This is a genomic window from Streptomyces sp. NPDC052042 (assembly GCF_044548345.1).
Taxonomy (GTDB): Bacteria; Actinomycetota; Actinomycetes; order Streptomycetales; family Streptomycetaceae; genus Streptomyces.
This window is the reverse complement of the sequence record NZ_JBIUBU010000014.1, coordinates 99,367-122,554: the sequence shown is the minus strand read 5'-3', so window position 1 is coordinate 122,554 and position 23,188 is coordinate 99,367. Positions and strand designations below refer to the sequence as shown.

The 23,188-nt window shown below is 72.4% G+C and carries 17 protein-coding genes; 11 read left to right on the top strand and 6 right to left on the bottom strand.

Annotated features, from left to right (window positions below; genetic code table 11):
• The first annotated feature begins 100 nt into the window (after nucleotides 1-100).
• Nucleotides 101-268, top strand: coding sequence for a hypothetical protein (locus tag ACIHCL_RS22900; protein ID WP_399864338.1), 168 nt, complete (start codon nucleotides 101-103; stop codon nucleotides 266-268).
• A gap of 11 nt (nucleotides 269-279) precedes the next feature.
• Here ACIHCL_RS22900 and ACIHCL_RS22895 read toward each other — a convergent pair whose 3' ends face one another.
• From ACIHCL_RS22895 to ACIHCL_RS22885, 3 genes are all read right to left on the bottom strand, one after another.
• Nucleotides 280-2,745, bottom strand: coding sequence for a GTPase-associated protein 1-related protein (locus tag ACIHCL_RS22895; protein ID WP_399864337.1), 2,466 nt, complete (start codon nucleotides 2,743-2,745; stop codon nucleotides 280-282).
• 377 nt (nucleotides 2,746-3,122) lie between these two features.
• A complete protein-coding gene (locus ACIHCL_RS22890; RefSeq protein ID WP_399864336.1) occupies nucleotides 3,123-3,368 on the bottom strand; it encodes a DUF397 domain-containing protein in 246 nt (81 codons plus the stop codon).
• Nucleotides 3,365-4,219: a Scr1 family TA system antitoxin-like transcriptional regulator gene (locus ACIHCL_RS22885; protein WP_399864335.1), complete on the bottom strand. Its 855-nt coding sequence runs from the start codon at nucleotides 4,217-4,219 to the stop codon at nucleotides 3,365-3,367. The genes ACIHCL_RS22890 and ACIHCL_RS22885 overlap by 4 nt, the downstream gene beginning before the upstream one ends.
• A gap of 156 nt (nucleotides 4,220-4,375) precedes the next feature.
• On the opposite strand from ACIHCL_RS22885, the gene ACIHCL_RS22880 reads away from it, so the two are divergent.
• The gene (locus ACIHCL_RS22880) at nucleotides 4,376-4,843 is read left to right on the top strand and encodes an ATP-binding protein (RefSeq protein WP_399864334.1); all 468 of its coding nucleotides are present in this window, start codon (nucleotides 4,376-4,378) and stop codon (nucleotides 4,841-4,843) included.
• 271 nt (nucleotides 4,844-5,114) lie between these two features.
• Here the strand turns inward: ACIHCL_RS22880 and ACIHCL_RS22875 are convergent, their stop codons facing one another.
• The gene (locus ACIHCL_RS22875; RefSeq protein WP_399864408.1) at nucleotides 5,115-5,879 is read right to left on the bottom strand and encodes a GNAT family N-acetyltransferase; all 765 of its coding nucleotides are present in this window, start codon (nucleotides 5,877-5,879) and stop codon (nucleotides 5,115-5,117) included.
• A 604-nt stretch (nucleotides 5,880-6,483) separates the two neighbouring features.
• On the opposite strand from ACIHCL_RS22875, the gene ACIHCL_RS22870 reads away from it, so the two are divergent.
• The 3 genes from ACIHCL_RS22870 (at nucleotide 6,484) to ACIHCL_RS22860 (ending at nucleotide 8,980) form a co-directional block, all read left to right on the top strand.
• Nucleotides 6,484-7,308, top strand: a complete 825-nt coding sequence (locus tag ACIHCL_RS22870) for an LLM class F420-dependent oxidoreductase (protein WP_399864333.1) — start codon at nucleotides 6,484-6,486, stop codon at nucleotides 7,306-7,308.
• 40 nt (nucleotides 7,309-7,348) lie between these two features.
• Nucleotides 7,349-7,777: a TIGR03668 family PPOX class F420-dependent oxidoreductase gene (locus ACIHCL_RS22865; protein ID WP_399864332.1), complete on the top strand. Its 429-nt coding sequence runs from the start codon at nucleotides 7,349-7,351 to the stop codon at nucleotides 7,775-7,777.
• Nucleotides 7,778-8,320: 543 nt separating this feature from the next.
• A complete protein-coding gene (locus ACIHCL_RS22860; protein WP_399864331.1) occupies nucleotides 8,321-8,980 on the top strand; it encodes a zinc ribbon domain-containing protein in 660 nt (219 codons plus the stop codon).
• Nucleotides 8,981-9,074: 94 nt separating this feature from the next.
• Here ACIHCL_RS22860 and ACIHCL_RS22855 read toward each other — a convergent pair whose 3' ends face one another.
• Together ACIHCL_RS22855 and ACIHCL_RS22850 are read right to left on the bottom strand one after the other, a co-directional pair.
• A complete protein-coding gene (locus tag ACIHCL_RS22855; RefSeq protein ID WP_399864330.1) occupies nucleotides 9,075-12,137 on the bottom strand; it encodes an SGNH hydrolase domain-containing protein in 3,063 nt (1,020 codons plus the stop codon).
• Nucleotides 12,138-12,153: 16 nt separating this feature from the next.
• Nucleotides 12,154-13,857 carry a glycosyltransferase family 2 protein gene (locus tag ACIHCL_RS22850; protein WP_399864329.1) on the bottom strand — a complete coding sequence of 568 codons (1,704 nt, stop codon included), beginning with the start codon at nucleotides 13,855-13,857 and terminating at the stop codon, nucleotides 12,154-12,156.
• 448 nt (nucleotides 13,858-14,305) lie between these two features.
• Here ACIHCL_RS22850 and ACIHCL_RS22845 point away from each other — a divergent pair, with 448 nt between their 5' ends.
• The 6 genes from ACIHCL_RS22845 (at nucleotide 14,306) to ACIHCL_RS22820 (ending at nucleotide 23,129) form a co-directional block, all read left to right on the top strand.
• Nucleotides 14,306-15,103 carry a hypothetical protein gene (locus ACIHCL_RS22845; RefSeq protein ID WP_399864328.1) on the top strand — a complete coding sequence of 266 codons (798 nt, stop codon included), beginning with the start codon at nucleotides 14,306-14,308 and terminating at the stop codon, nucleotides 15,101-15,103.
• A gap of 16 nt (nucleotides 15,104-15,119) precedes the next feature.
• Nucleotides 15,120-17,309 (top strand): bifunctional serine/threonine-protein kinase/ABC transporter substrate-binding protein, encoded by a 2,190-nt coding sequence (locus tag ACIHCL_RS22840; protein WP_399864327.1) that lies wholly within the window; start codon nucleotides 15,120-15,122, stop codon nucleotides 17,307-17,309.
• 6 nt (nucleotides 17,310-17,315) lie between these two features.
• On the top strand, nucleotides 17,316-19,499 hold the full coding sequence (locus tag ACIHCL_RS22835) for a bifunctional serine/threonine-protein kinase/ABC transporter substrate-binding protein (RefSeq protein ID WP_399864326.1): 2,184 nt from the start codon (nucleotides 17,316-17,318) through the stop codon (nucleotides 19,497-19,499).
• 330 nt (nucleotides 19,500-19,829) lie between these two features.
• A complete protein-coding gene (gene tdh / locus ACIHCL_RS22830; protein WP_399864325.1) occupies nucleotides 19,830-20,858 on the top strand; it encodes an L-threonine 3-dehydrogenase in 1,029 nt (342 codons plus the stop codon).
• 92 nt (nucleotides 20,859-20,950) lie between these two features.
• A complete protein-coding gene (locus ACIHCL_RS22825) occupies nucleotides 20,951-22,144 on the top strand; it encodes a glycine C-acetyltransferase (RefSeq protein ID WP_399864324.1) in 1,194 nt (397 codons plus the stop codon).
• Nucleotides 22,145-22,196: 52 nt separating this feature from the next.
• Nucleotides 22,197-23,129, top strand: coding sequence for a LysR family transcriptional regulator (locus ACIHCL_RS22820; protein ID WP_399864322.1), 933 nt, complete (start codon nucleotides 22,197-22,199; stop codon nucleotides 23,127-23,129).
• The last annotated feature ends 59 nt before the right edge of the window (nucleotides 23,130-23,188 follow it).

Sequence of the window (23,188 nt, the reverse complement as noted above, 5' to 3'; positions counted from 1 at the left end):
TACGGACTGCCTCCGGACGAGCCCCTGAGCCGGGGGTGGTTCCGGCCGGGTGGGCCCCGGCGGAGCGAGGACCGGCTCCCTGCCTCGTGCCCGAGGAAGAATGGGGACGAGGGCCCAGCACCTCACCGTCACCCCGAAGGCCGCACCCGGCAACGTCGTGGCGGAGAACCGGGACGACGCCGCACTGATCGCGGCCCCCCGCACGGGTTGCCCAGGGGGCCGTCGGCAACTCGACGCGCAGTACGACGGTGCCGGACCGCCCCCATGACCGGCCTGGGCCTAGGACCTCCGCACCCGCGCCGCCAGTCGGCTGCCGAGGCGCCTGCCGAAGCCGCTCGGGCGGTTCCAGGCGCGGAACGCCTCGGCGGTGCGGCTGCTGCCGAGGCGCTCGACAGCTTGCTCCACCGCCGCCAGGTCACCGTTCGCCAGGGCGCGGACCACCGGTCGCAGCACCTCGTCCAGCAGGGCCGTCCGGGTCTCGGACCAGGCGCGTCCCGCGTGCGGGTGGGAGTTCCACACGGTGAAGCAGTCGGCCACGTACGCCGGGTCGGTGCGCAGCCGGGTGAGGACCGGAGCACCGCGGGCGGCCCGGCCGTAGGCGGTGACGAGGTCGGCGTCGTCACTGTGTATGAACGCGTACAGTTCGGCCTCGGGCCGGTCCGGGGCGAGCAGGCGTACGGCCAGGGCGTTCAACGCTGCGTCGAGCACACCCTGTTCGACCGGTTCGGCTCCGGAGCGCAGCTCGCGGACCCGTTCCGTCCAGCCGGCCCCCGCCGCCCCGGACCGCAGGTCCCGCGCGAAATCCAGGAGCAGCAGGGCGCCGCGTACCCGCGCGTCGATGTCCTGCGGAAAGCCGCGCAGCAGGTCGTGGGCGAGTTCGGGGGCCTCGTCGTCGTCGGCGGACGCGCCGAGCGCGGCGTCGACGAGAACCTGCCAGGTTCCGGCCGTTCGGTGTGCGTCGGAGGTGGTCGCGGCCAGCAGATGACGCGCCTCGCTCGCGGTGGGCGTGCCCGTGCCCCAGACCAGCCCCAGCCCGGTCCGCAGCACCAGCGGCTCGGTGAACGGCGACAGACCGCCCGCACGGAGCACCGCGTGCAGGGCCCGCACCCGGTCGTCACCGGATCCCGCCCTGGCGGACGGTGCCGCCGCACACATCCGCAGTTGCGGCAGGGCCTGCGCCCCGGTGAACGGCAGGGCGATCTCGCTCAGCAGCCGTTCCGCCGCCGTCGCGTCGTGCGGGGCGAGCCGGTCCAACTCGCCCAGGAGAGCGGTGCGTACGTCGAACTGCTCGTCGAGAAGGTCCAGCAGCCCCCGGGCGTGCTCGCCCGCCCCCTCGTCCAGCAGAGACCGTGCCATGCGGTGCACGACATCGGGGAGCAGATCCGTGCAGTCCACGTCGAGCAGGCGCGCGATCCGCAGCAACCGCACCGCGCGCCCCACGCTTCGGCCGGGCTCCGCTCCCTCCGGAAGCGTCGTCCCCGTGGTCAGCTCCGTGCGCAGATCGTCGCCCAGGGACGTGACGAGCACGGCGGCGACGCGTGAGCCGTCCGGTCCGGCGAAAACCGAGCGCGCGGGCGGTTCGAGGGCTACGGCACCGTCGCCGCACACCGCCTCGGTCACGAGCAGGGCGCCGAGCCGGGCCGCGGCGGCCGAGGGGGCGCGGCCGTCCAGCGCGGCCGACAGACGGGCGACACCGGCGAGTTCGCGGGCCGTCCGGTCGAGACCGGGAGCGGTCAGGGCGTCGGTCAGCAGGCGTGTGCGTTGCTCGTCGAGCGCGTAGGGGCGTTCTGCCGCCCAATCGGCCGCCGCCGCACGCCCGTCGGGACCGAGCGGCACGCCCGCGCAGAGTGCCGTGACGGCGAGCGGTCCGGCGGAGAACGGAGCGCCGGGCAACTCCGCTGCCTCCCGGAACAGTTCGGGAGACCGACTCCGCCAGATCCGGGCACAGGTCTCGGCCCAGACGTCGTCCACCCTCTCCTCCGGAGGCGTTCCGGCGCAGGCGTGCATCCGCAGCACCGGACCGTCGGTCGCATCGCCCGGGCGCGGCGCGTCCTGCGGCAGCACCCCGACGACCTGGTACGGGGAGTGGGCGGGGCGGCGGGTGTAGGTCGTGAACGTGAGCCGGTGCGCGTGTTCCGACGGGAGCACGGTCCCGGCGAGGGTGAGCCACCGGGCCACGTCGGCGCTCTGCCGCTCCACGAGAACGACCCGCACCGACGACGGCTCCTGGCACACCCGGCGCAGATCGGCGAGGACGGCGGCCAGCCAGGGGCTCCGGGAGACCGCGAAGTCGTTCAGCGCCTCCGGACCGAAGGCGGCGGACGCGCGCAGGGACGCCATGGGGCCGGGCGCGGTGCCGTCCGGCGGGGTGACGGCCCAGTCCGGTGACCGCCAGGCCGAGATCGGCAGCGCGTCGCCCGGCAGCCGGGTCCCGGCGGGGAGATGCACCGCGTGCGCGTGGAAACCGATTCCCCCGGACCCGGCGCGCGCCACCGTGCGGCTGAGCAGATGACCGCCGTCGGACAGCGCGCTGAAGCTCAACGCCTCGGGGAAGGAGCGGATTTCGTCGGCCGTGGGGTGGCGCGGAGCGTCGGCCGGCGGCTCGTAGCCGAGGAGCTGTTCGGCCTCGGCCAGCACCTGCGTGGGCAGCCCGGCACGGACCGCCGTGAACCGTGCCCCTGTTGCCCCGGCGGCACCCGCGGGGGCGGCCGGGTCGGAGGTGTAGTGCAACTGCGCGAGGCTCATGCGTCGGCCCTCTTCGTCCGTCGGCCCTCTTCGTCCATACCGTGATCCTCCCCGTGCCCGACGCCGTGCTCGCCGCCGCCGTCGACCGCTCGCCGGAGCGGGTCGTGCGGGGGCGCGGGGGTGGCCCCGGCGGGGGAGAGGGAGTTCACGATCGCGGGAGCGACGCTATCAAGGGCACAACTGCCTTACGTAACACGCTGGATGGACGCGTGGGCCACCGGCGGCGGAGAGCGTCGCGGGGTGCGGAGTCGATGCTCGGGCCGTCCGGAACCCGGCGCGGGCCGAGAGGAGTTCAAGCGTCCCGACCACCACCGCGCCGTGCACCGGAGTTGCGGTCCGGTGCACGGCGCGGTGGTGGTCGGGTCCTCGCGGTCGGCTCAGGCGCTCACGGCGTACGCGATGAAACCGGTCCAGGCGGCGGGGGAGAGGGCGAGCTGCGGGCCCTGCTCGACCTTGGAGTCCCGGACGTGGACGGTGGTGGGGCAGGCGGCGACCTCTACGCAGGAGTCTCCGGAACCGCTGCTGTAGGTGGACTTGTGCCAGGAGAGGGCCACCTCCACGCAGGAGTCTCCGGAACCGCCGCTGTAGCTGCTCTTGAACCAGGCCAGGTCTGTGGTGTTCATACCGCTCCTCGCATCCGCTGCAACAGGCTCACGGATTCTTCGAGGGAGTGAGCCTGTGAACGCATCCTGGCATACCGCATCTGGAGCGTGCTGACTACAGCCGGGTCGGCATGGAAGTTGCCGCTCTCCTGGCCTTCGCCGTAGCCGAACCACTTGTTCTCCGGAGTCTCCAGCAGTTGCATGGGGCCATGCAGCCCCGCGTGGTTCTCCTGCACCTGCGGCATGATCTGGATCTCGACGTTGCGCAGCCGTGACAGCTCCAGCACATGGCCGATCAGCTCCCTCGTGACCTCGGCGCCCCCGGTATGCCGCAGGAACAGATGCTCTTCGAGGATGAAGCTGTAGTTGGTGTTCGGCCGCTCCGTGAGCAGCCGTTGACGCTCCAGCCGGGCCGTGAGCTGGGCGGCGATCTGCTCGTCACCGAGCGGCGGAAGCTGATTGACGAACAGCGTCCGTGCGTACGACTCCGGTTGCAACAGCCCCGGGACCAACCGGCATTCGTAGGTGTACAGGCTGATCGCCTCCGTCTCCAGTTGGGCCCACTGACGGAACCAACTGGCCAGCCCCGGGCGCCGGGACAGATGCTTCGCGGCGGCCCTGATGGCCCCGAACGCGTCCAGCACCTCCTCCGCCCGCTCGATGAACGCCAGGGGCGGGAACCGTCGCCCCTGCTCGATCGAGGCGACCGTCGGCTGCGAATACCGCACCTTCGGGGCGAACTGCTCCTGGGTGAGCAGGGCCCGCTTGCGGAAGACCTTGACGACCTCTCCGAAAGTCTTCAGGCTGTCCGAGGGCTCGGGCTCCCCGTTCGAGCCCGTCGCTCCACCTGCCATACCGACGCCGTCCGTCATGTCCGGCCACCTCCCGTACTCGTGCCTCTCCCGGCCGCAACTCGCCCATGGTCACCGACCGTTACGCGTACTGTCTACGGTCTGTGCTCGTACGCTGACTCAGCGTACGAGTCGCTGCGCTGGTCCGAGGGCGTTCCGGTCGAGACGGTAGGGGGCATGGACGTACTCTCCCCCCAAACCCCGTTCACCGGACGTGTGTTCGTGCAGCGGTTCAGTTCCACTCCGAGGGGTGCCCGGCTCGCCCGGCACCTCGCCCTGCATGCGCTGCACGACTGGGGCATCCCGTACGGCAGTGACGCTTCGGAGCGGGCGGCGCTGATCGTCGCCGAGCTGGCCACCAATGCGGTGACGCATGGCCGGGTGCCGGGCCGCGATTTCGAATTGCGGCTCACCCGTGTGCCGGACGACGGCACCCCGGAGGCGCCGGGCACACTGCGGATCGATGTCAGCGACACCCGGGAGGACCGGCGTCCGCCGGGGCTGGGGGAGTTGGCGGTGCCGTCGCCCGGTGCCGAGGGCGGACGTGGGCTGGTGCTGGTCGAGGCATTGGCCGACCGGTGGGCGGTGCTGGAACGCGTGCCGTCACCGGGAAAGACGATCCGCGCCGAACTGGATCTGCCGTAGCACCTGGCGCTCCAACCTGACTTCGCGGTCTTGTCGCCTTGCCGAGTTGGCGCTCGGGGTTCACCGACCGTTCCACCGACGAGGCAGCGTGCAGTCCGCCCCCGATGTGTCGGCCTGGCCGGTCAACAGCTCCAACCCGTGCGGCCGGTAATGCCCTGGCGACCGTTCAGCTCAGCAGCGGCGGCCGTCCGTTCTTGTTGCGGCCATCAGCGAGTGGCTGGGACCAGGGTCGTTGTGAAAGTGGGCAGGCGGCTTGTGGAGTTCGGGGTGTTCAGGGGTTGATGGTGTGTTCGGTGAACCGGCCGCAGGAGCGGAATCCCAGGCGGCGGTAGACGGGCTCGCCGTCGGTGGAAGCCTGTAGGACCGCGATGTGGTGGTCTCGGTCGCGGGCCGTGTGGAGTGCGGCGAGTGTGATGGCACCGCCGTAGCCGCGTCGGCGGTGGGCGGCCAGGGTGCAGATGCTGTAGATCCCGGCAACCCCCGCGTGATGAAACACTTCGGCCGAGCAGACCGGACGGCCGTCTACGTAGCCGACCAGGTAACGGGCCGGACAGTGCGCGGCCAGGGCCTGCGGGGCGGCCTGGGCGAAGAAGCGGCGGACGGTGTCAGCAGGCGGGGACCAGTTCGCGGCGAGAACCGCGGCGTAGTCGGCGAGCTGTTCGGGCGTGGCCACCGTCTGGATGTCCAGTCCCGGGGCGGCGGGCAGCGGCAGGGTGTCGTCCAGCTCGGCCCACATCGCCGTCTCGCGTTCGGATGCCGGCAGACCAGCCTCCGTCAGGCGGGCGGTGAGGTCCGGTGGCATCGAGGCGGGCCCCACCCACCAGGAGAAGGGGCGGCCTGTGCGAGCCAGTGTCCGGGCGGTCTCGGCGATACGGGCCGTGGCGGTGGTGGCGGTGAAGCGGGCCGCGGCAACGATGTTGAAAGTGTCGTCGTCCAGGCTGCTGTCGGCGACCAGGAGGTCATCAGTCTCTGTAACGGTCGCACCGCTCATGCTCCGATGCAGGTGACAGGCATGTTCCGCCAGATTCTGCTCCATCCTGTCCGTCAAGTCGGTGTCATTGAGCAAATGGACATTCATAACGAATGATCCCAGCATGCCTGGGCGCAGGCCGCACGTGATTTTGGATCGCTCGCCAGCGGTGTCACGTGCATGGTGCGTGTACCGAAAGTGGATCCTGGATTGCGGCGATTCTGATTCGTGTCGCGTGCAGATCCGACGGATGGGTCCGGACGCCACCGAGCTGCGCTCATCGTTCGGGCGGACGGCTCAGGACCCCGGTGGCACTCTCGATATGGGGCCCCAGCCCTGGTGACGTGACCGTCGCCAGCGCGTGCTGGGATCGGAAGATGTGCTGGACGCCGCGAGCCGGTGAACCCTTCCGGTCGCAGCACGGGGCGTTGCGGGATGGATGGCGCCGCGTCACGGACGCCCCGTCGCCGGCTGCCCCGTCGGCTGGCGATGGTTCTCCCGGGTGGTCATGGGGGCGGTCCGGGGCGGGGCGGTCCGGGGCGGGTAGGCAGGAGAGCGGTGGGCCCGTCCGCGCCCTTTTACGCCCCCGCCCGTGCACAGCCTCCAAGGCCGCCCGTGCCCGGCCTTCCACGTCCGTCCCGTACACAACAACCCCCTTCGAGGAGCCGTCGTGAAATTCGGGGTATCGACCTTCATCACCGACCAGGGCATCAGCCCCACCGCGCTCGGAACCGCCCTTGAGGAACGTTCGTTCGATTCGTTGTTCATCGCCGAGCACAGCCACATCCCGGTGAGCCGCGAGACGCCGTACCCCGGCGGGGGCGAGCTGCCGGACATCTACTACCGGACCCTCGACCCCTTCGTCGCCCTCACCGCCGCCGCGGTGGTGACCGAGCGGCTACTGCTGGCTACCGGCATCGCGCTGATCCCGCAGCGCGATCCGATCATCACGGCCAAGGAAGTCGCCTCGCTCGACCTGATCTCGGGCGGCCGGGTGATTCTCGGCGTCGGCATCGGCTGGAACCGCGAGGAGATGAGGAACCACGGCACCGATCCCACCACCAGGGGACGGCTCGTCGACGAGCGACTGAGCGCCATGCGGGAGCTGTGGACCGAGGAACAGGCCGAGTTCCACGGTGAGTTCGTGGACTTCGACCCGGTCTTCTGCTGGCCCAAGCCCGTACAGCGCCCCCATCCGCCGATCTACGTCGGCGGCGGGGAGGGAGCGTTCCGGCGGGTGGCCCGCTTCGGGGACGCCTGGCTGGCGCTCGGCGAGTCGCCCCAGAAGCTCGGTCCGCAGATCGAGCGGCTGCGCGACCTCGCCGACCGGGAGGTGCCGGTGGCGGTGTACGGCGTTCCCGACGACCCCGAGCAGGTCGAGGCATACGGCCGTCTGGGGGTCGAGCGGCTGCTGTTCTATGTGCCGACGATGCCCGAACGGGAGACCCTGGAGCACCTCGACCGGCTGGCCGGGCTCGCCGCGCGGTACCGCTGAGGCACCGGATCCGCGTGCCGCGAGCGCTGGGAGGGATGCGATGCCCGCTCTGACGAGCGTCGAGGCGCGGGAACTGTTCGCCGGGGCCCTGGTCGCTCGCCTGGCGACGGTGGACACGGCGGCCCGCCCGCATCTGGTACCGGTGGTGTTCGCCCTGGACGGCGACGCGGTGGTGCTGGCCGTGGACCACAAGCCGAAGCGGACGACACGGTTGAAGCGCCTGGTGAACATCGAGGCCAACCCGTCCGTCTGTCTGCTCGCCGACCACTACGAGGACGACTGGGACCGGCTGTGGTGGGTCCGGGCCGATGGCGAGGCCCGCGTGCTCCCGCCGCCGGACCGGTCCGCCGAGGCGGACCGGAGCATCGGCCCCCTCGTGGCGAAGTATCCGCCGTATGCCGACCGGCCGCCCGAGGGCCCCGTCGTCGTGGTCACGGTCCGGCGCTGGAGCGGCTGGCGCGCCGCGTGACGGGAGACAGAGGGGCCGCCGTCTCCGCCGCCGGGCGGCGGCCGACGCCGACAGGCGCCGTCGGCCCCGTCACGTGCGGGGGCGTGGCCCGGCCAGGAGCCTTGCTGTATGACCCTGGGAGGTCAGGTGTGCGGCGGGCGGGTGCCCGGTCTTTGAGCTCGGTGTGTCCGCGGTGGCGTCGGCAGGTGCGCGGTCACTCGCCGCAGGCGTCGGAAGAGGTGGAGGACGACGTCGGAACGCGGACCGCGGACCGCGGTGGCGCTCTCATGGGGAGTTCCCCGGTGGTTGCGCTGGTGCATCTGCTGCTGCACGTGATTCTGCGGTATCTGTTCCGCGTCGGGCGAGGGTGCTGTCGGACCATCAGTACGCCGAAGCCGGGGCCACCACGTCGAAGTCAAGCGCGACGGAGGCATCTGACACGCCGAATGTCCGGTAGGTCATTACCAAACCATGACCCTCCGGGTGCACCCCGGCCGTCGACGGTTGCCATCATGGCCTCCGAGGACGACTCACCGAACAACACGAGGGCGCAGAGGTTCAGACGTGGCCGACGAAATCTACTTCAGCAACAACTACAGCGACCTGTCGGAGCAGCACGGCACCGGCGCGGGCTTCCAGTTCGAGTTCCGCTGCCAGCGCTGTTCCGACACATGGCGCTCGCCGTTCGAGCCTTTCAGATCGGGCCAGGCGGCGGGTTGGATAGGCAAGGGCGTCAACGCCGCCTGGGGCCTGCTGGGCGGCAGCGCCAACACGATCAACAACGCCGCCGACGGGCTGGCCGGCGCCACCTGGGGCGGCGCGCGGGACGCCGCGTTCCAGCGCGCGATCGACAACGCGCGCGGACACTTCAACCGCTGCCCGCGCTGCACCTCGTACGACTGCGGACGGTGCTGGAACGCCGAGCAGGGCCTCTGCCTCCAGTGCGCCCCCGACACCGCCGCCGAGGCGGAAGCCGCCCGTCGACGTGGGCTCAACGACTCCGTCTCCGACCGCGCCTACACCGCGGGGCAGACCGCCGGGCAGAGCTATGACGTGAACACCGCCCGACAGCTGGTCTGTCCGCAGTGCCGGACCGAGACCCGGGGCGGAGCGTTCTGTCCCGGATGCGGTCACCGCCTCGCCCAGAGTCCGCAGTGCGCGTCGTGCAGCGCGTCCGTTCCGCAGGGGGCGGCGTTCTGTCCGGGATGCGGTTCGAGGCAGTAGCGGTCCACGCGCGGCGGCGCCGCACGGTCGAGAGCGTGCGGCGCCCCCTGGTGGGCCAGGCAGCGGCAGGGACCGGCGCCTGGCCCGCCAGCGGTCAGGGCCGGGCCGCCCCCTCCCGTACCGACACCGTGACGTGGCCGACGCGCATGGGGTGACCCGGTTCGGTGTCCGGGCCGACCGTGGCGCCGTCGACGGACGGGAGCATCCCGCCCACGGCCACGTTCAGGATCAGGAACATTCCCTGGTGGACGGCACGGTCCCAGGTCCGGCCGTCCATCCGGTCCTTCGCGATCCGGTGGTACACGCGCCCGTCGAGGTACCAGCGCACCTCCTCGGCACCCGGTGCCGACCGGTCGACCTCGACCGCGTACGTGTGGAACGCGGTGCGGCAGCCGGGGCACGGCTGCGGCTTCGAGGTGAGGCCCACCGGCTCCTTGCAGGGGCCGCCGTCGAGGACGCCGCAGTGCATGGTGCCGGACACGGCGTCGCGGCCGTTGACGGACTCCATGATGTCGAGCTCGCCGACGCCGGGCCATCCGGTGTACCCGTCGCGGAGCTTCCCGCCCAGGGTCCAGAAGGCGGGCCAGTACCCGGCCGCCGAGGGGCCCGTGACGTCCGGCAGCGCGATCGACGCCTTGATCCGCAGCGCGCCGCCGGGCGGCGCGGCGAAGTCCGCCCGCCGGGACTCGATCCGGCCCGAGTACCACCGGCCGTCCTTGAGCGTCGGGACGATCTCCAGCGAGCCCTTGCCGTCCAGGCGGACGTTGTCGGTCGAGTCGGTCATGATCTCGACCTCCCCGGTTCCCCACTGCGGTGCGGGGCAGCCCGGGTAGCAGGTCCCGATGTCGTACGTCCAGTTCTCGGCGGACGGGCGGCTGCCCGCGGGGCCGTCGAAGTCGTCGTGCATGACCGGTCGCCAGCCGGCCGGCCCGGGGTCGGGCGCGGCGGGCAGGGCCCCGGAGTCCGTGAGCAGGCGCCCGAGCCGGGGGGTCAGGACCACTGCGGCGACATTGGTCAGATGCGCGTCGTCCCGGTACAGCAGGATCCGGTCCCGTACGGCGGGGCAGGCCGCGCCCTTCTCCGGGCACAGGACCGGGTTCACCGAGATCGCCCGCACCTCCGGAGCCCGCCCCTTTGCGATGCGTCGCGCCAGCGGGTCGGGCCACCACGCGGAGTCCCGGTCGAACGCGCAGACCGCCGGGTCCGCGGGGTGGCCGGACACGCATGCGGGAATGTCCGTGCCGGGGACCGGGGTGTCCTCCACGTACACGATCGGAGCACCGGTCGCGCGCAGCTTCCTCAGCGTCTTCTCCCATGCGCGGGACAGCAGTCGCTCGTCGTCGGTGTAGCGATTGAGGGAGGCGATCACGATCAGGCGGGGCTTCGGCCCCTGCCGCAGCCGGGCCAGGGCGTCCGCCCGCCAGGTGTCGCACTCGTGGTACGCGCGACCCAGCTGGGGGTTGACGACGTCCAGTTCCGGAAGGGGGCAGCCCTGTTTGACCAACTCCTGGAGCGCCCAGCCGCGTTCGGCCGCCAGGGCGAGCATCGGGGAGAACCACTGCCCGGCATGCGAGTCGCCCAGCAGCACGATCCGGTCCGGACTGTCCACCGCTCCGAACAGGCAGGGCGGACTGCTCGTCGCCTCCGGCGGCACCTCGCAGTCCCCGTCCGGCGGGAAGTCCTTGCGCGCCTGGACGGGGCTGGGCACCACGGGGCCGTCCCGGAGCGGCGTACCGCCGCGCGCCAGCAGGTGCGGCCCGTCGGCCGCGCCCGGCGGCAGACCCTTGACGTCCACCGGGGTGGCCGGGCCGAGCAGGCGCAGCGTCGTACTGCCCGCCACCAGGGCCATGACCACCGGGATGACGACGGCGGCGACGCCCACCGACAGCCCGCGCCGGGGGAGTTCGGTCACCGTCCTGTTGCGGCGCAGCGGACGCTCGACCCAGCGCATGGTGGCCAGCGCGGGCACCGCGGATGCCGCGGTCAGTGCTGCCTTGGCCGGCCAGCTCAGCGTTCCGAGGCGCTCCTCGGCGAGTACGAGCACGGGCCAGTGCCACAGGTAGAGGGTGTACGAGAGCCGCCCGAGCGCCCGGGGCGCGCGGCCCGACAGCAACCTGCCGACCCCGAAGGCGTCCTGGGCACCGGCTGCGTCCGCGGTCGGGGTGCCGGGGCCGGCCGTACCGGCCCGACGGCCGGGTGTGCCGGCCAGGATGATCAGCGCCGTCGCGAGCGTCGGGACGAGCGCCGCGCAACCGGGGTACGGCGTCGACGCGTCGTACGCCGCCATGCACCACAGCAGGGCCGCCGCCCCGCCCCAGCCGCTCAGCAGACGCAGCGGTCGCGGACCGCGCAGCAGATGCCACGGCAGCAGCGCCAGCAGCGCCCCGACCCCGAACTGCCAGACGCGCGACGGCGTTCCGAGGTACGCCATCGGCGCGGAGTCGTCCGTCCAGTGGAGGGAAAGGGCGAGGGAGACGAGCGTGAGCAGTATGGTCACGGCCGTCACCAGGGGCCGTACGGCCCGGCCCCCGCGTACCGCCTTCGCGGCGGCATACACGCACACGGCGAACAACGGCGCCCAGACGAGATAGAACTGCTCCTCCACCGCCAACGACCAGAAGTGCAGCAGCGGGCTCTGGTCCTGCCCGGCGGCGAGGTAATCGGTCTGCTGCTGCACGAAACGCCAGTTGGCGAGGGAGAGCGCCGCCGCCACGACCTCGTGCTCCAGGTCCGTGCGGCGCAGCGGAACGGTGAGCCAGGCACCGGCGAGCGCCACCGCGCCGAGGACCACCGCGGCGGACGGGAGCAGCCGGCGGGCCCGGCGGGAGAAGAACTCGCCCAGCCGGACGCGCCCGGTGGTGACGGCCTCGCGGAGCAGGAGCCCGGTGATCAGATATCCGGAGATGACGAAGAAGACGTCGACGCCGACGAATCCGCCGGCCAGGCCGGGCACGGCGGCGTGGAAGAGGAGGACGCCGAGCACCGCGACGGCGCGCAGGCCCTCGATGTCGGGGCGGAAGCCGCCCGGAGGAGCGTCCGGGCGGGATCCATCGTGCTGGGGAACGTGCGGGCCCGGGGGGCCGGAGCCGTCCGACGGTGGTCCGGGCGGTGCGGTGCTCCCGCGGCGGACGCCGCCGGGAGCCACGAGGGTGGACATCGGTGTGACGGGCCTTTCAACTCAGCCAGGGGAGCATCGGGTCGACCCAGCCGGACGCGAGCAGGGCGACGAGCAGCAGGGTCGAGGTCGCGGCCAGCGCCTCGGGCCAGCGTCTGGGGAGCACGGGACGTGCGGGGCGCGGGGCACGGGCGCGAGGCGCCGGGTGCGGGACCGGCGGGGATCCGGCGGTCCTTCCCGGGCGGCGGCGCAGCTCGGCCGACAGGGCCTTGATCAGCGGGAGGTTGATCTGGCACTGCACCAGCAGGTACAGCGCCAGGCCCCAGTTGGGGGCCCAGCCGTTGCGTGCCACGGCGAGGGCGAGACCGGCGCCGGCCGCGCCCGTGGAGCAGCAGAGCCAGGCGAGCGAGACGGCCACGACCCGGCGGGCCATCGTCCCTTTCGGCCCGGCCGAGGCCCCGGTGGGCACCCACGCCGCGCTGCGTCCGCGCAGGGTGTGCAGGAACGCGGCCCCGGCGGCGACGCTGGTGAGGACGTTGGCGCGGATCACCTCCACCCGCCAGCGGGTCCGGCTGATGCGCGGCAGCAGCACGTGCCACAGCCAGAGCGGGGCCAGCAGCGGCAGCACGTGCCAGGGCCGGATGTCGTCCGGGTACCGGAACAGCATCACCAACGGCGGGAGCGGAGCGGCGAAGGTGTTCACCGCCGTCGTCAGGTAGCCGACGATGCCCTCGTAGAAGCACAGCCGCATCCGCCAGGGCGCGCGTATGCGCGCGAGGACCGGGGTGCTCAGCAGATGCAGATTGCCCATCGCCCAGCGGTACTGCTGGTTGATGAACGAGGCGGGATTGTCCGGTGAGGTGCCCTTCGCCACCAGCACCGGCACGTACTGCGTGCGGAATCCGTGCGCGTGCAGCGCGAGCCCGGTGTACAGGTCCTCGCTGTGGTCCAGCCGGGCGAAGCCGCCCGCCGCGTCGATGGCACTGCGCCGGTAGACGGCGTTGCTGCCGCAGCAGATGGCCGCGTCACTGGCGTCCCGCGACGGCTGGATCCATCGGAAGAACCACTCCTGGGCCGATCCGGCGGCGCGCTCCATCCAGCTCATCGACGCGTCGGTGTCGAAGCACTGCGGGCTCTGCACGATGCCCACGCCCGGATCGGCGAAGTACGGCACCAGATGGCGCAGGAAGTCGGGCCGGGGTGCGAAGTCGGCGTCCAGGATGGCGATGTACTCCGCGCCGCTCAGGGTGAGCGCGTGGTTGAGGTTGCCGGCCTTCTTGAGGTGTCCCCGGTCGGGGCGGACGACGTAGCGGTAGCCGTACGCGGCGGCCAGTTCGCCGACCTCGGCGCGGTCGGCGTCGTCCAGCACCCACACGGTCAGGGCGCCGGGCCAGTCGACCGCGGCCACCGCGCGGTAGGCGTTGTCGAGTACGTCGAGCGGTTCTCCGCAGGTGGGCAAGTACAGGTCGATGGAGGGGAGTCGGCAGGGATGCCAGGCCCGGACGAGCACCTCGTGCGAACTCCTGGTCAGTCTGCGCCGGCGCAGACCGTTGACCGAGGAGAGCGCGAGCGCGACGAGGTTCAGGGCGAGCACCGCGAGAAACGCCCACAGGGCCGGGGCGCGCAGGGAGAACGTGAGCATGGCCGCAGCGGTGAGCACGAAGGCGAACGAGGTGGCGAGGAGCACCCAGCGGCGTTGTGGGCCGAAGTACCAGTAGAGCTCGGTGTCGGAGGGAGGCCGAGGTAAGTGATAGGTCGTCATAAGTCCCTCATGGCTGTGCATGTACAGGTGACGGCGTCGGAACCGCACTTTACCGTCAAAGGTGTAGACCATCAGTCGAAGGGGTGTTGAATGGGGCGCCCCGGGGCGCCGTCCGCGACTGGTCCAGACCTATTCGATCCTTTGTGCCCGTGTCGCGCGGGAATCACCAGGTCTCGCCGGGGTGAACAGTCGTCCAACTCCTGGGCGGATGCCCCGACCCGGCCCTTCGTGCCCCGCCTTGCCGCGTTCGCCGGTTCCGGCCCGCCCGGTCCGCTTCCCGTGGCCCGCTGAGGGGGCTTCCCCTCAACTGCCCTTCTCATGAATGGTCTTGAAACGGAAACAATCCCAGAACGCGCCCGCCGCTGTGCATGTGGGGCCGTACCATCGACGCGAAGTCGGGGTGGCGGTCGTGGAGACGGGGTGGCCGATCGTGTCATGGACCGGGTCGATGCGCGGGCGCGGAGTCCCGGCGGCGGCCCTGCTGCTGATGGTCGGGCTGGTGGCGTGCTCCGGTGGTGCGGCAAGCCCGCACCCGACGGCGACGAGCACCCGTCCGTACGGTGACGTCGGCACGCCCCCGCCCGCCGACGCGGAGGGCGGCGGAACGATCGACGCGGACCCGGCCCGGCTGCCGACCACGCGTGGCGCCGCCCTCGACCTCATCCGTCGTGTCATCGCGGACCCCGAGAGCTTCGGGCCCGGGGTCGTGCGGCGCAGCCCCTACGACTCTGGGCCCGACGCCTGGCCCGTGCTCGGGGCCGACTGCGTCTGGCGCCAGGAGAAGCCGGCGCCCAGCGTCCTCGCCACCCTCACCCGCTCCTTCGAAGTGCCCGCCGCCGGGGGGAAGGGGCCGTTGCGGCTCGCCGCGGTCGTGACCGTGCACCGCACACGAGAGGACGCGCGGTGGGAGATGGCCGAGTCCATGGAGGAGACGATGCGCTGTCCGACACAGCAACTGCGGCCGGGCGAACTCATCGGTTCCATGGTTTCCGGCTCGTTGATGCGGGGGGAGTCGAACCAGAACAACGCCGAGGACTCGCTGATGGAGTACGGCGAGTACCGGAGCACCGCGTTCGGCGGCCCCCATCCGTATCTGTGGCACCAGTCGCAGAGTCTGCAGTTCACCGTGGCCGTGACGGGCAAGGGGGCCAAGGGGTGGTCCGCGGGCGACATCGGCGACTTCACGACCCCGGCCCAGGCCGCCATGGAACTGCGGCTTGAATCCGCCGTGGAGAAGCAGGGTTGAGGAGGGCAGGCGACTGATGGACGCGTTGACGGCCTCGGACCCGTCACGGATCGGCGGGCACCGGCTGCTGGGACGGCTCGGCGCGGGTGGGATGGGGGTGGTCTACCTCGGCCGCGCGGACTCCGGGGCGCTCGCCGCGATCAAGGTGATCCTGCCCGAGTACGCCCAGGACGACGACTTCCGGGCCCGCTTCCGCCGCGAGGCGGAGGCCGCCCGCCGGGTGGACAGCCCCTGGGTGGCGGCGGTCACCGATGCCGACGCCGAAGGCGAACGTCCCTGGCTGGCCACGGAGTTCGTGGCGGGCCTCGCATTGTCGGAGGCGGTCGCCCGGTGCGGACCACTGCCCGCGCGGAGCGTCCGGGTACTCGGGCGGCTGCTCTCCCGCGCGCTGGCCTCCGTGCACACGGCCGGACTCGTCCACCGCGATGTCAAACCGGGCAACGTCCTGCTGACGGCCGACGGGCCGCGCCTGATCGACTTCGGTATCGCGCGTGGCGTCGACGCCACGGCGCTGACCGCGACGGACCTGGTGGTGGGCACCCCCGGCTTCCTCGCCCCGGAGCAGGCCACCGGGGGCGGCACGGCCCCCGGACCCGCGAGCGACGTGTTCTCGCTGGGGTGCCTCCTGGCGTACGCGGCGACCGGGCGGCCCCCGTTCGGCAGCGGCGCCGTCGAGGCCCTGCTCTACCGCACCGTCCACGACGAACCCGACCTCGGCGGGATCGACGACCAGGAACTGCGCGCACTGCTGGGTGTGTTGCTGTCCAAGGAGCCCGCGGCGCGGCCCGATGCCGCCCGGCTCGACGAGCTGATCGTCGAGGACGCGCCCGACGGCTCCATCGACTGGCTGCCCGAGGACGTCGTACGGCTGATCGCCGCCCGGTCCGCCGCGATGCTCGCACTGCCCGACATCGACGCCACGGTCTCCGAGGAACCCACGACGGCCGCACCCGCACCGGGACGACGGGGGCTTCTCCTGCTGGCGGGCGCCGGAGCCTTGGTCGCGGCGGGTGGCGCCGCGTTCGCCGTCCGGGGGCGGCTGGGCGGCGGCTCGCACGATTCCGGTGCGGCTGGCACGGGCGTTCCGGCCTGGACCATCGGCGTACAGGCGGATCTGTCCGGTCCCAGGAGCGCCGACGGGCGCGCGCAGGAGCGAGGCGTGCGCCTTGCCGTGGAGCGGTTCAACTCCCTTGGGAACGAACCGTTCACGCTTCGGGTGAAGGTGCTCGACGACCGAGGGGAGGCGAGCCGGGCCGTGCGGGTCGCCGAGCGGTTCGCCCGTGACCGCGATGTGCTCGCCGTCATCGGTCCGACCGGCGACTCCGCCACCGACGCCGTCCTCGGCGTGTACGACGAGGCGATGCTGCCGGTCATCACCGTTTCGTCGCTGCTGCTCGCCTACGTCGCCAGGTCCCAGAAGTCCTTCTTCCAGGCCGCCCCGTTCGATGCCGCGCTGGCCGTGCCGATCATCAGACGGCTGCTGCTCCGGCCCGATGTCGAACGGCTCGGGGTGCTGCTCGACCGGTCCGGCGGCCAGTCCGCCCATCAGGTGGGCTACGCCACCCACATGAACGCCGGTGTGCTCACCACCGGGACGGCGTATCCGAGAGTGGTGCCGTCCGGAACACGGGACTTCACGCCCGTCGTCGCGGACATGCTCGCGCACGCCAGTGACGCCTTCTTCTACGCGGGGGACGCGGCCGGAGCCGCCCGCATGGCGCGCGCCCTCGCCGCCACCTCCTTCAAGGGGCCGCGGATGGCCATGCACACGGCCATGAACGCCGCATTCCTGAAGGACGGTGGGGACGCCGTCGAATCCTGGGAGTTCACCGCCCCCTGCATCGACGCGACGGCCCCCGAGGCCAAGGAGTTCGCCGCCACGCACCGGAAACGCTTCGGGGCCGCCCCGGCCCACTGGGCCGCCGAGGCGTACGACGCGGCCGGGCTCGTCATCGCCGCCCTCACCGCCCTCACCGCCGTCGTCGCCCCTGCCGCCACCGCCGGTCCCACCCGGCAGGCCGGGGAGGCCCGGCGTCCCGCGCGGGCCGCACTCGTGGCGAGGATCGCCGCGTCCACATACAAAGGGATCTCCCGGACCTACGCCTTCGACGAGGACCACCGTCTCAAGGGCTCGGACGCCTTCCTCTACACGGTGCGGAACGGCGGCTACCACTATCTCGGCCGGGCGCCGGGGAGCGGGGCCTGAGCCGATATGCGGCCCCTCACCCCGGAAGACCCCCGCACCATCGGCGGGCACCGCCCCCTGGCGCGGCTCGGTGCGGGTGGCATGGGGGTGGTCTACCTGGCCCGTTCGCCCGGTGGGGCGCTCGTCGCCGTGAAGGTGATCCGGGCCGAACACGCCGCCGACCCCGGCTTCCGCGCCAGGTTCCGGCGCGAGACCGAGGCCGCCCGGAGGGTCACCGGACCGTGGGTGGTGCCGGTGACGGGAGCGGACCCCGAGGCCCGTGAGCCCTGGCTGGCCACCGCGTTCGTACCGGGCCCCTCACTGGCCGAGGTCGTCGCCGCCGAGGGCCCGCTGCCGGACACGACCGTCCGCCTGCTCGGCGCCCGGCTCGCCGACGCACTCGCGGCGGTGCACGACGCCGGGCTCATCCATCGCGACGTCAAGCCCGGCAATGTGCTCCTCGCACTCGACGGACCCAGGCTCATCGACTTCGGCATCGCACGCCACGAGGGTGCCACCGCCCTCACCGCGACCGACGCCGTCATCGGCACGCCCGGCTACCTCGCCCCCGAACAGGCTTCGGCGGGGCCGCTCGGCCCGGCCTGCGACATCTTCGCGCTGGGCTGCGTCCTCGTGTACGCGGCGACGGGGCGCCGGCCGTTCGGGCAGGGCAGCGCCGCGGGGGCGCTGTTCCGTACGGTGCACGAGCGACCGGACCTGAACGGTCTGCCGCCCGGACTGCTGCCCCTCGTCGAGAGCTGTCTGGCCAAGAACCCGGCGGACCGGCCCACGGCACGCCAGGTGGAGCACCAGCTCACCGCCGCGACGGACCACAACGCTCCCACCGTTCCCACCGGTGACGCCGCTGCCCCCCGAGCCGCCGATGACTTGCACACGGCCGCGCGTTCCTGGGCGCCGGCCGGGCTGTCCGCCCTGATCGCCGAACGCGCGACCGCGGCCCTCGCCCTTCCCACCCCCGAACCGCCCACGGTCGTGGCGGACCCCGATCCGGATCCGCCACGCCCCACGCGGCGACGCGTCCTCACCGCCACGGCCGCCACCGCCCTCCTCCTGGCGGGCGGCGGAACCGCGGTCCGGATGATGGGCCGACAACGGGACGAGGAAACCACCACCCGCGCACTCCCCACGTACACGGTCGGCCTGCACGCGGACCTGACCGGCCCGGGCAGAGCGGTCGGCCTGGCGCACGAGCGCGGCATCCGGATCGCCGTCGCCGACCACAACTCCCGCGCCGCCGCCGCCGGATTCCGGCTCTCCCTGCGCACCGAGGACGACGGCGGGGACGCGACCCGAGCGCTTCGCGTCGCCGACCGGCTGGCAGCCGATCCGAAGGTGCTCGCGGTCATCGGCCCCACCGGGAACATCGCCGAGAACGCCGTCGTCAGCCGCTACGAGAAGGCACGCCTCGCCCAGGTCGTCGTCGCGGCAGGGTCCACCACCGCGGAATCGTCGGGCACCAAGACCCTGTGCGTGACACGGCACTTCGACTCCTTTCTGGCGAACGCCCTGACCCGCTACGTCATCGTCCGCTCGATGAAACGGGTGGTCGTCGTCGAGGACCGGGCCGACCCACAGGCCGGCTGGTCGATCGCGAACCGCTTCCAGGACACCCGGTTCCGGGAGACCGAGGTGACCGTGCGCCCGGTCGCGGGGGACTCCGCCTCCTTCGCCCCGGCCGTCCGGGCAGCGGTCGCGGCGGGAGCGGACGCCGTCGTCTACGCCGGGTCCTCGCCCGTTCGGGGGGCCCGCTGCGCCCTCGCCCTGGCCGACGCCGGATTCACCGGGACCGGCATGTCCGTCGGACCGGTCCTGGCGCCCGCCTTCCGCCGGGACGCGGGCAGGGCGGCCGAGGGGTGGGTGTTCGCGGAGGCGTACACCGACCCGCCCGGGCTCCCCGCCGCGAAGGCGTTCACCGCCGCGTACCGGAAACGGTTCGGGACCGCCCCGCCCCGCTGGGCCGCCGAGGCGTACGACGCGGTGGGGCTGATCGCCCAAGCGGTCCGGTCCACGAGCGCGGAGGACGCGGAACGCGGCGGCGTCGTACAGCGGCTGTTCCTCACCCGCCATCCGGGCATCACCCGGACGCTGTCCTTCCGCTCCAACCGTGAGGTGGAGTACGAGACGGGGATGTTCCTCTACCGGATCGAGGGCGGACAGGCACGATTCCTCGGGCCGTACGAGGACGTGTGAGGCGTACGCGGGCGTACGTACGAGGGCATAAGAGGCGCACGGGCCGGGGACGGCGGACCGCCGGGCGCACCCGGCCGCGGGGAGCGGACGGCTCCGTTCCCGACCGCGGGAGCGGGCATGAAGCGGAACTGCGGACGCGCTTAAGAAATCCTCGATGGACCCCGGGCGCGGGGTGCGGCAGATTTTCCCGGGGACGGCGCAGGATGGTGCGCGGCAGCCGATCAGTGGGCTGCCATCCCGTCCCTCATCCACGTCCCCGGGCCCGCGGATTCCCCCACGAGTGCGCCGGCCCGGGGAACTCGACGCCGTACAGCGCAGGGAGCCACCGCCGTGAAGGCACTCGTGAAGCAGAAGGCCGAGCCGGGACTCTGGCTGATGGACGTGCCGGAACCGGAGATCGGCCCCTCGGACGTCCTGATCAAGGTGCTCCGCACCGGCATCTGCGGCACCGACCTGCACATCCGCAACTACGACGGCTGGGCCCAGCAGGCCGTCCGCACCCCGCTCGTCCTCGGCCACGAGTTCGTCGGCGAGGTCGCCGAGACGGGTGCCGACGTCGTCGACATCAAGGCCGGCGACCTGGTCAGCGGCGAGGGCCACCTGGTGTGCGGGAAGTGCCGCAACTGCCTGGCCGGACGCCGTCACCTGTGCCGCTCCACCCTCGGGCTCGGCGTCGGCCGGGACGGGGCGTTCGCGGAGTACGTCGCGCTGCCCGCGTCCAACGTGTGGGTGCACCGGGCCCCCGTCGACCTGGACGTGGCCGCGATCTTCGACCCGTTCGGCAACGCCGTGCACACCGCGCTGTCGTTCCCGCTGGTCGGCGAGGACGTGCTGATCACGGGCGCCGGGCCGATCGGCATCATGGCCGCCGCCGTCGCCCAGCACGCGGGCGCCCGCAACGTCGTCATCACCGACGTCAGCGAGGCCCGTCTGGAGCTGGCGCGGAAGGTCGGCGTCAGCCTCGCCCTGAACGTCGCCGAGGAGACCATCGCGGACGGGCAGCGACGGCTCGGCCTGCGCGAAGGCTTCGACATCGGCCTGGAGATGTCCGGCCGGCCCGAGGCGATGCGCGACATGATCGCGAACATGACGCACGGCGGCCGGATCGCCATGCTCGGACTGCCGTCCGAGGAGTTCCCGGTCGACTGGGCCCGGATCGTCACCTCCATGATCACCGTCAAGGGCATCTACGGCCGCGAGATGTACGAGACCTGGTACGCCATGTCCGTGCTGCTGGAGGGCGGCCTCGACCTCGCCCCCGTGATCACCGGCCGGTACGGCTACCGGGACTTCGAGGCGGCCTTCGACGACGCGGCGAGCGGCCGCGGCGGCAAGGTCATCCTCGACTGGACGTCCTGACCCCCTCCCGCCGCCCTCGAAGCCACCGACCGACGCCCGACACCCACGCCCGTACACGGCGAGCCCTCGCAACCAGCTGGGAGACACCCCTCATGTTCGACTCCGTACGCGACGACCTGCGCACCACCCTCGACGAGATCCAGGCCGCCGGGCTGCACAAGCCCGAGCGCGTGATCGGCACCCCGCAGTCCGCCAGCGTCGCCGTCACCGCGGGCGGCCGCCCCGGAGAGGTGCTCAACTTCTGCGCCAACAACTACCTCGGCCTCGCCGACCACCCCGACGTGATCGCCGCCGCCCACCAGGCCCTGGACCGCTGGGGCTACGGCATGGCCTCGGTCCGCTTCATCTGCGGCACCCAGGAGGTCCACAAGGAGCTGGAGCGCCGGCTCTCGGCGTTCCTCGGCCAGGAGGACACGATCCTCTACTCCTCCTGCTTCGACGCCAACGGCGGAGTCTTCGAGACCCTCCTCGGCCCGGAGGACGCGGTCATCTCCGACGCCCTCAACCACGCCTCCATCATCGACGGCACCCGCCTCTCCAAGGCCAAGCGGTTCCGCTACGCCAACCGCGACATGGCCGACCTGGAGACCCAGCTCAAGGAGGCGTCCGGGGCCCGGCGCCGGCTCATCGTCACCGACGGCGTCTTCTCCATGGACGGGTACGTCGCCCCGCTGCGCGAGATCTGCGACCTCGCCGAGCGCCACGACGCCATGGTCATGGTCGACGACTCGCACGCCGTCGGCTTCGTCGGCCCCGGCGGCCGGGGCACGCCCGAACTCCACGACGTGATGGATCGCGTCGACATCATCACCGGCACCCTGGGCAAGGCCCTGGGCGGTGCGTCCGGCGGCTATGTCGCGGCCCGCGCCGAGATCGTCGCCCTGCTGCGTCAGCGCTCCCGCCCGTACCTCTTCTCCAACTCCCTCGCCCCGGTCATCGCGGCGGCCTCGCTCAAGGTCCTCGACCTGTTGGAGAGCGCCGGCGACCTGCGCGAACGGCTCGACGCCAACACCAAGCTCTTCCGTACCCGGATGACCGAGGAAGGCTTCGACGTCCTGCCCGGCGACCACGCCATCGCCCCCGTCATGATCGGGGACGCGGCCAAGGCGGGCCGAATGGCCGAACTGCTCCTGGAGCGCGGTGTGTACGTCATCGGGTTCTCGTACCCGGTCGTCCCGCAAGACGCCGCCCGCATCCGGGTCCAGCTCTCCGCCGCGCACTCCACCGAGGACGTGAACCGCGCCGTGGACGCGTTCGTCGACGCTCGGGCCGAACTGGGGGAGTAGTACCCGCTTCCCGGGGTCAGGACCTCCTGCGTGACCTGGGACAATGGGGAACATGATCGATACACGGCGGCTGCGCGTTCTCCGTGCGGTGGCCGACCACCGCACGGTGACCGCCGCAGCAGCCGCGCTGTATCTCACGCCCTCCGCGGTCTCCCAGCAGCTGGCAGCGCTGGAGCAGGAGACCGGGCACCGCCTCGTCGAACGCAACGCGCGCGGTGCCCGGCTCACCCCGGCCGGGGAGATCCTGCTGACTCACGCCAACGCGGTGCTGGCCCAGTTGGAGCGGGCCGAGGCGCAACTGGCCGCGTACAGCGCGGGGGAAGCCGGTACGGTCACGGTCGCCGCGTTCGCCACCGGCATCGGCCTGGTCCTCGCCCCCGCGATCGCGGGACTGGCCCGCACCGCACCCGGTATCCGGGTCCGCGTTCAGGACGCCGAGGGCGACGCGAGCGTGCCGATGGTGCTGGACCGGCAGGTCGATGTGGCGGTCGCCGTCGAGTACCGGGGCGCACCGAGCCAGGACGACCGCAGACTGACCCGGGTGCCGCTCTACTCGGAGCCCTTCGACGCGGTGCTGCCGGTGGCACACCGGCTGGCCGACCGGGACGCGGTGGCGATCGCCGACCTGGAGAAGGACCGGTGGATCGGTCCGTACCCCGGCAACCCGTGCCATGACGTGGTGGTCCTGTCCTGCGAGTTCGCGGGATACCAGCCGAGGATGGAGCACTCCTCGGACGACTTCCGCGCGGTCGTCGCACTGGCCGGGGCTGGGGCGGGCGTGGCGCTGGTACCCCGCTCGGCACTGCGGGGGATGGAACTGACGGGCGTGGTGGTACGGCCCGTGCGGGGCAGCGCACCGACCCGCCGGGTCTTCGCGGCGGTCCGGCACGGGGCGGAGGGGCACCCGCTGATCGCACCGGTGCTCGACGCGCTGGCCGCCGCGGCGGCACGGGAGGCGTCCCTGCCCCCGATCGGCCCGTCGTGACGGACCCGTCGCACGGCTCCGGGAGACGGCCGGCGATTTCCGCGGCATCGCGGTGAGCC